Consider the following 14,601-nt stretch of genomic DNA (forward strand, 5'->3'; position numbering starts at 1 on the left):
GCTAGTTCCCTCCTCCGCCCAAAGCCTTGGCTATGGTGTTTACATTATGGCGGTACATCCCGATATAGGTCCCTTCTTCGGTTCCTTCATTCCCCATTGCATCCGAGAACAGCTCTCCGCCCAGCTTAACCTCCAGCCCCCGGCTGGCCGCGCCTTCAATCACTGCGTTGATCGAATTCTGGTTCACACTGCTCTCCACGAATACGGCCGGCACCTGATGCTCCAGCAGCAGACTGATCGTATCATCCACATCCGTGATACCGATCTCATCCTCTGTGCTCAGTCCCTGCAGGCCAACCACATCCAGGTCGAACATCCGTCCGAAGTAACCAAAAGCATCATGTGCCGTTACCAGCACCCGCTGGTTCTCCGGGATGGAGCTCATCAGCGAATCCGCTTCCGCCTTCAGCTCATCCAGCTTGGCGAAATAAGCGGTTTTGTTCTCTTCAAACAGCGCGGCATCGTCCGGGTATTCAGTCTTCAGCTCCTCGGCGGCTGAATCCAGCGCCAGCTTCCAGATCTCAATGTCAAACCAGACATGCGGATCGATGTCCCCCTTCTCATCCTTCAGCCGTTTCTCTGGCGGGATGGCCTCTGCCACAGCAAGTACCGGCTTGCTTTTGCCGATCTGTTCAAACACCTCAGTCAGGTTACCCTCCAGGTGCAGACCACTGTAGAATACGATGTCCGCTGAGCTCATCTTGGCGATATCGCCTTGGGTGGCATTGTACAGATGCGGATCAACCCCTGGTCCCATCAAGCTGGTAACGCTGACCCGGTCACCACCTATAACCGCAAGCGGCTCAGCAATTTGAGCGATGGTGGTTACAATGGAGATTTTCCCGTCCTTGGCGCCACTCGCCACATCTCCTGAACCAGACGAGCATGCCGACAGCAGCAGTATGAATACCATCATCAGCAGCATCCCTAATTTTGTCACACGCCTCGATAACATTTGATTACTATTCCATTTCATGTTTGTTCCTCCCTCAGCCTCTGATATCCACGTTGATTATTTCTTTCTACTACGACACAATAATGGCTTGGCTTAAATTTGTTTCCCTAAGGCAAAACTTATTCCTATAAACAAAATAAGTGCTTCCGCCTAAGATGTCAAGAAAAACCTTAATCAAATGTTCAATATTGGGACGGAAATCGTTCGTTATCCGGTTGCAAAAGCGTCCCTACTTCCGGTGCAGACTCTCTATTCGAGTTTTTTAGAATCTGAGTAAATGGCGGGCGGGGATGGTGAGAACACCCTTTGGGAGAAGGATGGAGAAAGTGATATTGGGCGCTGAGTAATGGTTGTCAGTGGACGGTGGCGGGGTGAGTTACGGGGGCGACTGGGTGGATTGGGCGTTGGCGGGATGAGTTACGGGAGAGGCGACTTGGTTAGCGGTTACGTGGTGAGTTACGTCGGAGATTCTTGGTGGCTGGGCGGCGGACTCGGTGAGTAACATTGGTACTTGAATGGCTGGCGGCAGGCTCGGTGAGTGACGTTGGCTTCTTGGATGGTGGGTGACGGACTCGGTAAGCGTCAGAAAATGCGGACTGCATAGCCCTCCCTCTGGGCTATATCGGCCGATTCGCCTGGCTAACGGACTCAGTTGCCTCTATTTGCTGCAAACGGCTCTCTTTGTAGCAGAATAATGCTACATAAGGGCCATAGGGTCCGCAACACTCGTCACAGGTGGAAAATACGCAAAATAGAGGCTATACGGTCCGTTGATAGCCTATATATACAAAAAAACGCCCGTCTGCACAGCAGGCGCTGCGTAAACGGGTGTGTACACTCCTTCTAACTTATACTCCTGCTAATCTTCCAGCCTTGCATAGTTAATAAAATCCGTGTTCACCGGCTCTTGGCCCTCCAGGCGCAAATAAGTCGAAATCTGGCCGCGGTGGTAACTGCCGTGAAGAGCAACATGGCTAAGAATATCCGCTACGGAGCTGCTATAGGCTATCCCTTTGCTGTTCTGGTAGCTCACGATATCCGGCAGCCGGGAATCGCTGAGAGCACTTAAATACTGCTGATACCCGGCGTAATTCGCCTTCAGCAGCGCTTCGCACTCTGCCAGTGAAGAGACCGGCCAGATAGCAATCGCAGAGCTGTCCCTGTGGTTAAGGCGCTCCAGCCAGACGCGTTCCGCGCTCAGCAGATGGCCAAACAAGGTGGTCAGCTTGGCAGAAGTCCCTCCAGTACCCTGCAGCGCCCTTAGAATCTCCGTATTTGCCCAGTGCGCATGAGCGGCAAGCCGCAGCTGATAGTCACACAGCGGCTGCTGCGGCTGACCCGCTTCGTCAGCAGGACCGTCCGACCAGCCGCTCAGCCGTTTGCGTTTCTCCGTATCCGGATCAAACACCACGCGCAACTGCTCATCGAAGACCAGCGTAGCCCGATGCCGATGGTCGTATGCCGGCCAGGGCTGGCCTGCCGTGGCCGGATCACTGCGCCGGGCGAAGCTGATCCAGGCCGCCTGCATCGCTTCCGCTACCCGAGTCATGGCCGGAGTAACGGTTATTCCCAGCAGCGGGAGCAGCGCCAGATTGTTAAAGACATAGACGATTTCGGCACCATGCACCGCCTTGCTAAGCAGCGGATGCCCGGGCACCGCCATATCGAAACGGTACATCCAGACCGGAGCATACGCCTGCTGGCTCTCGGCCAGAGCTACCGAGCTGTTCCAGAAGTACAGATCGGTCAGGATCTCCGCCTGCCCTTCCCATGAGGCCGGGTAATGGCGGGCAATCTCCGCCAGGCTGCCGGTGCCCATCAGCATTTCCAGCGCCTTCAGCGACTGCTCGAAATCTGCAGCCGTGGTGCCCTCGCGGAAGAACAGATTGCCCTCATGGCGGTTTGTTCCGATCAGCAGCGGAATACCGCGCGCAGCCCCGTTTCTTACCGCCTCTGCCGGTTCCACCGGCAGCGTGTCCGGATCAATCACCGGCTGGAAGAACATGCTGAGCGAATCTCCCGAGAGCTTATAGACCATCCGCTCGGCAGCGTCAATAATCTGCTCCGCTGTCAGCTTCGGCAATTCGGCGGCTGCTGTATCCGCTTGTAAACCCAGCTCCTCCAGCAAGGCTCCTGCTACCTCCGCCCCTTGCTTGGCGGGCAGGGTCTGCGCCGCTCCGCTCTGCATGATTGCTCCCGAGAACAAGCCTTTGGCCGCAGGCATGGCCAGCAGGGCAGCGATGCTCATGCTGCCTGCCGATTCGCCGAACACCGTCACACGCTGCGGATCACCGCCGAAGGCGGCAATATTGCCCTGCACCCATTCGAGGGCAGCGATCTGGTCCAGCAAGCCCTGGTTGGAGCACAACCCTTCGCCCAGCGGCGACAAATGCAGGAATCCAAACGGTCCCAGCCGGTAATTAATCGTAACTACAATGACATCTCCGCGAACAGCGAGGCTTGAGCCGTCAAACATCGGCTGGCTGCCTGCACCGGTTACGAAGGTTCCTCCGTGAATCCACACCATGACCGGCCGATCCGCTGCACCTTCCGCTGCCGCCCACACATTCAGATACAGACAGTCTTCGGAATGCAGCGGTTTCGCCCCTCCAAACCGGGTACCTCTGCTGTCGGCAGGCTGATGGCTGACCGGGCCGAAGTCATAGGCATCGCGGACACCGCTCCATGATTCAGGCGGTCTGGGCGCATGGAACCGCAAACTACCTACAGGTGCTGCGGCAAAAGGGATGCCGCGCCACACATTCACCCCACTCTCCTGCCGGCCTTGAAGCTTGCCATAAGCGGTTGCTGCTATTATTCCTGGCATTTGCTAATTCCTCCGTCCTATTCCTAATCCTGAATGTCCTTGCTCACTTCCAGCTCTTTATACAATCCCGAGCGGAACCGGAACCACTGGAACACATGTGTACAGACCACTTTGAATACCGCGTATCCAGGCACAGCGAGAATGATTCCGAGCAAACCGAACATTTTGCCGGCAAATATAATCACAAAAATAATCGTTATCGGATGAATCTTGAGCGACTTGCCCATGATCTGCGGGGAGATAAACTTCCCTTCCACCAACTGGACGGCGGTCCAGACAATAATCATCTTGAGCAGCATAAACGGTGAGGTCACCATGGCCACAATCAGCGCAGGTGTGATAGCTATCGCCGGTCCGAGATAAGGAACCACCGCGGTACATGCTGCCGCAATCGCCAGAATAAGCGAATATTCCAGGCCGATAATCAGATAACCTATGTAGAGCAGCGCACCAATACAGCAGCTGACAATGATCTGGCCACGGATGTAGGAAGCCACCTGGCTGTTCATCTCCGACATGACCATCCGGGTCTGCGGCTGCAGCGCGGTAGGGATGAATCTCATAATGAAATCAGGCAGTCTTTTGCCGTCACGCAGCAGATAGAATAGAATGAACGGCGTAGTCACGACGGCCAGTACAATCTCTGTCAGCGCTCCGACTAAGCTTCCGACTCCATTCAAGGCATTGTTCAGAAATGAGGTTCCCCAGGTTGTCACCTTGCTGGTAATCTCGCTGAAATCACTACCAATACTCTGCTGAAATTGACCAAACAGTTCGCTTCCAGTCAGATTCATGAACTCTTCTTGGATCTGTTCACTGTATTTCGGGAAATTTCCGATCAACTCCGACAGCTGGGTGCGGATAATCGGAATGACCGTCAGCAGAATCAGCGTGATGATGCCCGCGATCAGCAAATATAGAATAACGATGCCATAAGCACGCTTCACCTTGCTGCGCCGTTCCAGCCGGTCTACCAGCGGATTCAGCAGATAATAAGCAATCCCCGATAACAGCAGCGGTGCCGCCACCGTATGCAGCAGCACTGAGAGCGGCTTGAACAAAAACGGCAATCTGGAGAACACCAGCACATTGATACCAATCAATAATAGAATCAGCAAACTTACCACAAACTTATTATTCAGAAAAAATTTCCTGAATTTCTCCGGCCATACCTGCAGCCTCTCCATTCAACCAACCCCTTGCCTGTATAGCATATTTTGGAAGGTAATGCTCACTTCCCTTTTGTAATAGCATAGTCAACCCGAGGGCAGCAAGTCAAATTCGACGCCACCACCGCCCAGAGGCTGTGTGTAGCATGCAGTTATATACCGTTTCTAGCGCAAATAACAGCCGTTATTGATGTCAAAAGTAGCACCTGTATACGCCTTGGATTTGGCGCTTAGCAGAAATATCACCGTATCGGCAATATCCTCCGGCAAAAGAGGCTCCTTAATCAGCTGATGCTGTTGATATTCCTGCTGCCTCCACTGCGGAATATGGCTCATCATGGGTGTGCTTGCCATCGTGGGTGCCACTGCCATCTTAATTAGTTAAATTTGATATCCGCAATTGTTCCGGCCTCCAGGAAGCCCAGCGACTGATACACTTGGTTGGAATCGGGATTCTTGGCATCCGCATACAGCATAGGAATGAGCCCCTCGCGGTGCAGCTTGGCACATACTCCAGCCACAACTGCGCTGGCATAACCCTGCTTGCGGCAATCCCGCGAGGTAAAAACTTCATTGATGCGCCCATATCTGGCGGAACGGTGGCCGATCTGGGCCATGGCGACTGGGGTCTCATGCACCAGCCATAGGTACATCCGCCCGGCACTGGCAGTTGCCTTGGCCAAGGACAGCATGCTCTCCGGCTCACAAGACTGTCCAAATGCATCTTGAATAAAATGGGCCATAAACCCGGCAATAGTATCCGCGTCTTCTGCACCCGCAAGCCTCAGATTCCCCTCAACATGTACCGGCTGCCGGAGCACGGGACATTGGTAGGCGTGCATGGTCATGTGGGTATGATAGCTGATGTTTCTGATCCCGCCCCAAGTCTCCGCGAACAGTCTGGCCGCTTCAGGTTCGGCAGTTATGCCGGGAAGAAAGGTTTCCTGAAGCTGGCTTGCCAGCTGCTGCACCAGTTGCACCCGCTGTGCCGCGCCAAGGGAAGGCGCGATCCACAGCCAGGGATTATAGCCTTTGGTATGGGCATAGATCAGGTTGTCTGCTGCCGTCTTAAGCTTCATAGCACCTGCAGACCCATTGATTTGATGAATCAGGTTATACTGCACCTCATCCTTCCTGAATTCTATCCCCTCAAGCACGGTATCGCCTGTTTCGAACTCTTTAAACATCCGACTCCCCCCTAAATATGGCAAAAGCTTGAGCTGTATAAGATGAACTTAAGAATGGAGTAGTGGAGTTGCCAGAAAGCCTGATGCATAGGGCTTCCTGGCAGCTCCGTATGTAACATTCTTAAGTTCACGTTCTATATCTGTTCATTGTAATCCTCCTAGTGCAGAAAGAAAATAGCCGCGCCCTAATCATTGGGCGCGGCTGGAGGGCCAGCGTAACTGGTTGATGTCTGCTTCTTGGTGATCTAGTCGATTGGGATAACGATCTCTTGTCCCCCGGAAGTGCTTACGGTGATCTGATGCTCCGTAATTATCACACCGAGCTGCTCGGCCGGATTCACCTGCGGGTCGCCTGCAGCAGCGTCTTCAGCTGTCCCGGGCTGTCCGCAGACCGCAGAGATCAGCCAATGTGTTCCCGGCAGCAGCGTGGCAAGCAAGGTCGGAATCACCGTGCGCGGCTGCAGCACATTGGTGTTGGTATGCGGGCGCACCAGCACTGCTTGCCCGTAGCCGTGCAGGCCGCGCACTTCGCTGCGGCCCTGCGGACAGCTGGCTGCTGCTGTGAGCTGCCCTGCCGGAGCAAGCTCCAGCGTGTCCGCAGCCAGCGACAGTGCGAAGCCTCCTTCGGCGGCTTCAAGAGCTCTTGCCGTCTCCACCCGGTGGATGCGGATATGCCAGGGCAGACCAGCTGCGATCCAGGTCTGCACCTCAACATCAGACCAGGGCTTCCATCTGGCGAAGAGAACATTTTCCCGGGTCCAGCTGTCTTCGCTTGTTCTTTTGACACGGTACAGATTGTCTCCGGCTTCGCTGAGCGCCAGCATGGAATCAAACGCGCCCTGGCCCAGGCCCCATTCTGAGCGGGGCACACTGAAACCAAAAGCGGTGGAATATACAAACTTCTCATATTTAGCTGAAGTATGGGTGTGCTCATTCGTCTGCGGATGGCCGCTGTTGAACGCCGCTACATGGCCGGTCTCAGGCTGGCGGCAGATGACCAGATGTGCAGGCTTCTGCTCGAAACATGCCGGAAGATCAGGCAGCGGAAGCTCCTCCGCCTGCCAGAACGGATGGGTCTCCGGCAGTGCCAGCGGCAGAAATGCCTTAAAGGACCAGTAGGGTGAACCCGGAGAATTGTAATTCTCCGCCATCACCAGATTGGGATAGGCATAACCAATAGTCAGCAAACCTTCCCCATCCAGGATACCTTGGCGGAACCACCATCGCAGATTGCGGAGCACCAGCCCTTTAAGCACACCGGCAGGCAGTGCCTCAACTTCCGCATAGGCAAGTGCACCCCAGAAGGCGCATTGGGCGAACCGGTAGGCCAGACTTCGGCCATAAGGCAGCGCAGAGCCATCCGGCGCGAACCAATGGATGAAGCTGCTGGCGAATGTAACCGCTCGTTCCCTGTAGAGCTTGGCGCGGTCCGGGTCCTCTCCCCCCATCAGCTTGGCATAGAGCAGACCATAATAATGGAAGGCAAAAGGCACGTAATAGTCCATATGTCCGCCCACACCATCGCTGTACCAGCCGTCCGACACGTAGAAATCATCCAATCGCTGCAGATTGCGCTCCAACTGCCCCGCGTCATAGTCAAGCCCCGACTTGCGAAACCCCATATTAACCAGCACATTAAAAAACAGCCAGTTGCAGTCGTAGCAAGGGTGGCTATTCATCTGGTTTAACCATTGGTACAGGTTGTCCTGTTCCCGCGTCGATAGCGGTCCCCAGATCCGCTCCGGGATCAACGACAGGGCGAAGCCAAAAGCAGCCATCTCTACCAGCCGCTGGTCGTAATCGGCAACCTTGCCCCAATATTCGGGATGCTGCGGATCAGTCCCGTTGCGGATGCCGCTGAGGCATATTTCCCACAGCTCATCATCCGCTCCGCCTCCCGCGAGCAGAGGCACCATTCCCCACAGTACCCGGGAGAATCCCTCCATCTCGGCGGTTTCGGAACCGTAATGCACCCCGGTGATACCCAGCTTGAGCCGGGCGCCTCCGGGGCTGTAATGCCGTTTCAGCGGACCACTCAGCTGCCGAAACGCTTGCTGCAGATCCGCTCTGGTCTGCAGCGGATTGGTTGCAAGCGATGAACCCGCCTGCACTACTCTAGTATCACTCATCTGTACCACTCCCACTTACATAGAATAGGTTACATATGCATCCAGAAAAAAGTTACATACTCATCCTGTAATAAGTCACATACTCATCTGCGCCCTGCGTGTTGTGCGATTACCTGCACTGTTTCAACATCCGACGGACAGGACGTGTTTAGGAAATAGGGGATAATTGCTGTATTTCTCAGATGCTCCAGCTTCCCTGAGCGAATTTAGCGGATATATCCGTTTCCAGCTGCGCCGGACTAATGTATGGGATATTCCCCTTATTTTTCAGCGATCATAGCTTCTACGGACGATTTTATGGGATATATCCCTCATTTTTCAGCGATCGTAGCTTCTGCGGACGATTTATGGGATTTATCCCTTATTTTTCAGCGATCGCAGCTTCTGCAGACGATTTTATGGGATATATCCCTCATTTTTCAGCAATCATAGCTTCTACGGACGATTTTATGGGATATTTCCCTTATTTTTCAGCGATCGTAGCTTCTACGGACGATTTTATGGGATTTATCCCTTATTTTTCAGCGATCATAGCTTCTGCAGACGATTTTATGGGATATATCCCTCATTTTTCAGCGATCGTAGCTTCTGCGGACGATTTTATGGGATATATCCCTTATTTTTCAGCGTTTCCAAACTCGCCAGGCGAATTTAGGGGATATTTCCCTTTATTTCTCGACTTTCCCAGCTTTGCCGCGCGAAATTAGCGGATATTTCCTTTATTTTCGGCCGCCGGATCAAGCCCCGACCCTTACTCCCAGTAGAACGGACCCTGCCCTTTAAGCCGGGCCAACCCTTCCACATAAAAGAAGTCGCCATAAATCAACGGCACGTCGATATTCGTGCCCGCCGGGTAGTTGCTGGTGCCGTGAAGAATCAGGCCTTCCTCGGCCGGGTTGTCCCAGCTGCCGTAATTGCGGTACAGCGATTCCAGCATCCGCTCTGCCGGCTCGCGATAGACAGAGGCCTCCACCTCCGCGACCTGATCCGCCAGCAGCAGCAAGCCGCTGGCCGCGCACGCGCCAGCCGAAGAGTCGCGCAGCTCCCGCGACTCACCGGTAGCGCGGAAATCCCAGTGCGGCACATGATCCTCAGGCAGACGCGCGAGGAAGAAATGAGCTACCTTCTGGGCCGCATGCAGGTATTCGGTTTTGCCGGTATGATGATAAGCCAAGGTAAGCCCGTAGATCGCCCACGCTGTTCCGCGCGACCAGGCCGATTCTGCGGCGAACCCTTGGCCGCCGATCCCTTCGACAAATGCACCAGTGTCCGGGTCGAAGCGGACAATATGGTAGACCGAGCCGTCCGGACGGATAAAATGCTTCACCACCGTGTCCATATGTGCTTCCGCGATATGGCGGTAGCGCGGATCGCCGGTGACCTCTGAAGCCCAGAACAGCAGCGGCGTATTCATCGCGCAGTCGATAATCGCATACCCGCGGTTATCCTCCCCTTCATACCAGGGATTCCAGGCGCGAATGAAGCTGCCCTTCAGATTAAAACGGGCAGCAAGGAAGTTTGCCGCCTTCAGCGCCCGAATCTTGGAAGCTTCATTACCCTGCAGCTTGTAGGAGGCGACACTGGTCAAGGTCCACATGAAGCCGAGATCATGATCCAGCCGCACATACTCGTTCAGCACCGCGTCCAGCTGTTCCTCACATTGCTCAGCGAGCGTCTTGAGAGTTTCCTCTCCGCTGCCGTTATACAGCAGCCAGAGCTGTCCCGGCCAGAACCCTGCCGTCCACCAGAACGGCTGCTCCAGTACATACCTGCCGCCTTGACTGGCATGCGGGAACCCCGCTCCAACCCTCAGGCTGTTCTGTAACGTTTTGTCCAGTGCCTTGACCCATGCTTCCTCTACCCACTCCAGCTTTGTCTCTATACTCATCTGTAGCCACCCCAATCCGGTTAGTTGTTAAAGCTCCCGTTGATACGTAGTCTCGAACAATAAGATACCTGATCTTATGATATCTAGAACTCAACTTGCGGCACATTTTCAGATAATCGAACAAAACACTTAAAGAACGTGAACTAAAGAATGTTACTTTACTAACTGAGAGAGCTGATATGCCGGACTTCTCTGCCATTTCGCATCATCATTCTCGAATCTGCATCTTATTTAGTTGCGAAAATGCATCTAAATTTCGGATTTTTTCCATTTTGGAGCGAATAACTGCAAAAAGGCATCTAATTTAGCCTTCTGAGCGAAATAGGTTTGATTTACTCGAAATTAGTTGCACAATTGTACTTATTCACCCGCTTACGGGAGTTTCAGCTGAATTTAGTTTGCATTTACGGTTACTACTTAGGACCCGGGTTTTTCCCATATAGATTTGAGCGTTCTAAGTCCAAACACAAAGGAGGCTATGGGGAAAATCTACCGTTAACTCCCAGCTAGTGTTTGATTTCCATGACATATAGGGAAAAGTTACCACTAAATTGTCTTTCAAGGGCATTATGAGCGGATAGCACGTAATTAGCGGTAGAAACTCCCTATAACCCCCAGTAATTTTGCAAAGAACCTGACATCAAAGCAGTCAGGGAATATTTACAAAAAAAAGAGACTCCATTATCGTAGAAGTATACACACACCCACGAAAGGAGATCTCTTGGTTAATAAAGTAGCTGAAAAGGTGTTGTTATGTCAAGTCACCCAATGGTTAGATCGCAATGCTTCCTTGCTGCTCGGCGACCGTTATGCCAAAAAACTTCACTGGGGCAACACGGTGTTTCTCTTTTTAGAGGCCATATTTAGAGGACGAAAAGGGACTCAAGAGATTGCAGATCATGTAGAGAGTTCTACGTGGATGCAAGAATGCACCGGAATTCAATCCATTCACCAGTCGTCCTTGAACCGCAAGCTCGGCGAACTGCCCCCGGAGGTGCTCCGTGAGCTATACCTCTCTCGCCTGGAGCATCTGTTGGAACAGGAAGGACCGTCCCTGCCTAAAAAACTGAAAAAGTTGGGCCCCCTCGCAGCAGTCGATTCCACCAGCCTGACGCTGGGGCGGGTTCGCGGCCAATGGGCCTACCAGCAAACTGGAAAAAACGCCGTCAAGATGCATACCTGCTTGCACCTGACGGGCGAGCACTCGGCGATTCCCATGGCTCCGGTGCTTTCTACCGCGACGGTGGCCGATATGGACACTGATGTGCTAGCGGCATTGGTTTGGCAAACAGGGATTACGTATTTGTTCGACCGGGGGTATATTCACTACACTCAATATCTACAATGGCTCCAGGCAGGTATTCTGTTCGTCGCTCGCCTCAAGCAAAATAGCAAAGTGAAGGTGCTTAAAACGCGGAAGGTGAAGGCAGCGGGACTGGTGCTGGATGCGGATGTGGAGCTGACGTGTCCGAAGACGGGGAAAACCGGTGTATTTCGGCTCGTGGAGTACAAGTATACGGACAAGAAAAAGAAGGCTCACCTGGTTCGTGTTCTCACCAATCGCTGGGATATCACGGCTCTCGAAGTCGCACAGCTGTACCGCTACCGCTGGAAAGTAGAACTCTTTTTTAAATGTATGAAATCCAACTTACACCTGAAAAAAATCTATAGCAGCCGGAACCCGGAAGCCGTATGGAACCTGATCTACCTCTACCTGATTGCGTATGTGCTCTGCGAAGAGCTCCGTCTGTGTTATGCACCGAAGCAGCGAATCGGCCGGGTGCTAGCCGTGTTCCGCTTGTATATAAAAGGAACGTTGGCGGATTTCCTGAAGCATCTAAACCGACCGAAAGAGCGAACGAGCAAAGGGCGAAGGAACAAGGGAGGCAGACCAGCGACTCGGCCGAAAGTGTTGAAGCCTAAGCCTATCCAATTTTAGGTAAGTTACAAGTGATGAACAACTGAAGCTAGACCAATCCAAAAAAATGAGGTGTGTGTAGGCTTAAGTGGAGGTGGCTTTTTTTTGCTTTTTTTGAGTAGACCCCAGACGCGTTCGCCTGGGGCCAGGGAAAGTGTACAAAATACGCCCCTCCCAAAACGTAACTTACAGTAAATAAGCCTACCACGCCTCCTCGTGTGATGTTCTTTGCAAAATTACTGTATAACCCCATCGAATCCCCATTCTGAGACCAATTAGCGGTAGATTTTCCCTATAATTCTTCGTTGGACCTAAGTAGTAACCATTTTCACATCTATTTGCTCCGAAAGGTCCGGACAACCTTCTAACTCCCTGCTGGCCTCATGGACTAAGCAGTAAGCTACATCGCTCTAAGTCTATTGAAGGCTCAGATAAATTCTCCAAACTCCCACTGCGCCTAATCCGCAGTAATCTCCTGTCTATAAATCTCCCGGCTAAAGCTGCTTAGACAAACTGAAACGCAAATACATACTGCTCCTGCGTCCCCGGCTGATCCGCCTCATAATCAATGCTGTACCAGATCTGCTCCACGCCAAAATGGTCACGGTAAGTGTGCGCCGTAAACACAGGCGGCCGCAGGTTCCCCTCGCAAGTGATCCTTACTCCCTGCTCCTGCGAGCCCGGCGCAGCAAGCAGCACGCTGCCCTCCTGCCAAACCGGAGGACAAAAGCTGACGAACCGTTCGACCAGCTTGCCGGGCGCAGCATGGAATTCATAATCGTCAGTGACCTTCAGCGCAATGGCAGATTCGGGCTGCCACCGGAAAGAACGTTTCAGGCTGTGCAGCCCCTCTACCTGATACGCCCGGCTCAACTCTACTGCCAGCACAGCTTCGGGCCCGCCGGCAGCAGCTTCAAGCACCTCAGCCTCAGCCTGCGGCCCTGCCGACTGATGGCGGCCGTCAATGATCGGCACAGCATGTCCCTGGGAGCCGTTGCAATCATACGTATAGCGTTCTGCCCCGAAGTAACCTGCCGTATATTCCCCGCTGCCCAGATCAGCGATGTAGACCACTCCATCCCTCGCCAGAATGAACTGGCCCAGATCGTTATGGTTATGCGGCTCGCCGTTGCTGCCGCCCTTGGCCGCGAAGCCGCAAACTCCGCCGTCCTCGGCAATATGACGGGACAGCAGCCACTGCGCATCCGGTAGATAGCTGCTGGAACTGCCCCACTCCGCAGGGTTCAGCTGCGGATTCCGCCACAGCAGGCTGCGCAGGGCAGGTGCCCAGCGGCTGCAGTGATCCTCGCGGTAGGCGGCGCCCAAGCCGGATGGCGGCGCTTCCACTTGCGGGAATTCTGCCGCGAGATAATGGCTCAGCCCTAGATGTACACTGCCCTGAGGCTGAGAGTCGGAGAAATTGGCCACCAGATCCCCGCCGAGGAAACATTTCTGCTGAAACTGAGCGATGCTTCTAACCTTCTCATGCTTGAACCAGTCCAGCTCCCCGCCGCTCAGCTTGCGGAGCAGATCGGCGTAATAGACGAAATAACCAAAACCATAATTCCAGTAGCCCAGCCCCTCCAGACAGGCTCCGTCCTCCCCATAACCCTGCAGAAAAAATTCCATGGTCCCCTGCACTTTATGAATAATCTGTTCCAGCCTCTCCGCATCCTCCATCAGCAGCATTGCTGCCGAGCCGATAGAACCGGCACAGACAGCCGCCCAGTTATGGGTAACAGTCTCCCAGAAATGCGGTCCGTTATGTAAGTAGGGAGCAAACAGCCGGTTGTTCACTTCCGCTCTGACCCGCGATTGCAGCCGCCGCGGTAGCCGTTCTCCCAGCAGAAGCGTTATCTCGCTTAAGGTGAACCCCGTTTCCGCCGAGAACAAGTCGATCACCTTGGAGATCCCGGCATCCTCACCGCCCACATGGGCGGGCAGGCACCACGTATATTCATCGCATACCGACCAGATGATCTCTGTCAGCTGCGAGAGATGCTCCGAATTCTCCGGTTCCAGCAGCGCCAGCAATGCGAACGTATTCAACCGCCGCCGCCGCTCGAAATATACCCGCTCATATTCCAGCCGGGAGCCGGTTGTAGCATAGAGCGCAAATAACGAATAGGTCAGCTGTGGAATAGGTAGCGTTTTCAGACGTTGCCCTTCAGCGACAATCTCGGCAACGTCAGCTTGATATGCCGGTGACTCCCTCACCTCCTGCCAGAAACAGCCCGGGTCGCCGTCCGGGTAATAGAGCTGCAGACCCGCTGGTTGCAGACGCCGGCTCGACCAACTGACCGCACCTGCGAGTTCCTGCTTCCCCATGTTCTCAGCACTCAGCAGATGCTTCTCCGCCTCTACCTCAACACTCAGTTCACGCTTCCCCGCATCCCCACTACTCAACTCACGCTTCTCGGCCTGCTCTCCAGCATTACGTCCCTGCTTCCCCGCTACCGCCCCAGCACTCAACTCACGCTTGCCTGCATTTTTCAAACCTGTCTGCTCTTCTTTTTTCATATCCATCC

General features: G+C 53.8%; 9 protein-coding genes and 1 pseudogene. 2 read left to right on the top strand and 8 right to left on the bottom strand.

Translation table 11 applies throughout. The features are described 5' to 3' along the window. Window position 1: 1 nt before the first annotated feature. From B9T62_RS20505 to B9T62_RS20530, 6 genes and pseudogenes are all read right to left on the bottom strand, one after another. Window positions 2-955 (bottom strand): metal ABC transporter solute-binding protein, Zn/Mn family, encoded by a 954-nt coding sequence (locus B9T62_RS20505; RefSeq protein ID WP_087920345.1) that lies wholly within the window; start codon window positions 953-955, stop codon window positions 2-4. Between the two features lie 859 nt (window positions 956-1,814). Further along, window positions 1,815-3,782, bottom strand: coding sequence for a DinB family protein (locus B9T62_RS20510; protein ID WP_087916996.1), 1,968 nt, complete (start codon window positions 3,780-3,782; stop codon window positions 1,815-1,817). Window positions 3,783-3,805: 23 nt separating this feature from the next. Further along, complete coding sequence (locus B9T62_RS20515; RefSeq protein WP_087916997.1) at window positions 3,806-4,969, bottom strand: AI-2E family transporter; 1,164 nt, start codon at window positions 4,967-4,969, stop codon at window positions 3,806-3,808. 147 nt (window positions 4,970-5,116) lie between these two features. Beyond that, window positions 5,117-5,320, bottom strand: a pseudogene (locus B9T62_RS20520) (SDR family oxidoreductase); the annotation flags it as partial. Between the two features lie 8 nt (window positions 5,321-5,328). After that, complete coding sequence (locus tag B9T62_RS20525) at window positions 5,329-6,138, bottom strand: GNAT family N-acetyltransferase (protein WP_087916999.1); 810 nt, start codon at window positions 6,136-6,138, stop codon at window positions 5,329-5,331. Between the two features lie 245 nt (window positions 6,139-6,383). Next, complete coding sequence (locus B9T62_RS20530) at window positions 6,384-8,267, bottom strand: DUF2264 domain-containing protein (RefSeq protein WP_087917000.1); 1,884 nt, start codon at window positions 8,265-8,267, stop codon at window positions 6,384-6,386. A gap of 242 nt (window positions 8,268-8,509) precedes the next feature. Between B9T62_RS20530 and B9T62_RS20535 the strand changes: the two genes are divergently transcribed. Then, entirely contained in the window at window positions 8,510-8,974 is a 465-nt protein-coding gene (locus B9T62_RS20535) for a hypothetical protein (RefSeq protein ID WP_157793938.1), read from the top strand. A gap of 44 nt (window positions 8,975-9,018) precedes the next feature. On the opposite strand, the gene B9T62_RS20540 is transcribed toward B9T62_RS20535, so the two are convergent. Continuing rightward, window positions 9,019-10,155, bottom strand: a complete 1,137-nt coding sequence (locus B9T62_RS20540) for a glycoside hydrolase family 88 protein (RefSeq protein WP_087917002.1) — start codon at window positions 10,153-10,155, stop codon at window positions 9,019-9,021. 721 nt (window positions 10,156-10,876) lie between these two features. Here B9T62_RS20540 and B9T62_RS20545 point away from each other — a divergent pair. Further along, a complete protein-coding gene (locus B9T62_RS20545; RefSeq protein ID WP_087913723.1) occupies window positions 10,877-12,094 on the top strand; it encodes an IS4 family transposase in 1,218 nt (405 codons plus the stop codon). Window positions 12,095-12,577: 483 nt separating this feature from the next. Here B9T62_RS20545 and B9T62_RS20550 read toward each other — a convergent pair whose 3' ends face one another. Then, the gene (locus B9T62_RS20550; RefSeq protein ID WP_245863937.1) at window positions 12,578-14,593 is read right to left on the bottom strand and encodes a heparinase II/III family protein; all 2,016 of its coding nucleotides are present in this window, start codon (window positions 14,591-14,593) and stop codon (window positions 12,578-12,580) included. Between the last annotated feature and the right edge of the window lie 8 nt (window positions 14,594-14,601).

The sequence above is a fragment of the Paenibacillus donghaensis genome (assembly GCF_002192415.1).
GTDB classification, from domain to species: Bacteria; Bacillota; Bacilli; order Paenibacillales; family Paenibacillaceae; genus Paenibacillus_AQ; species Paenibacillus_AQ donghaensis.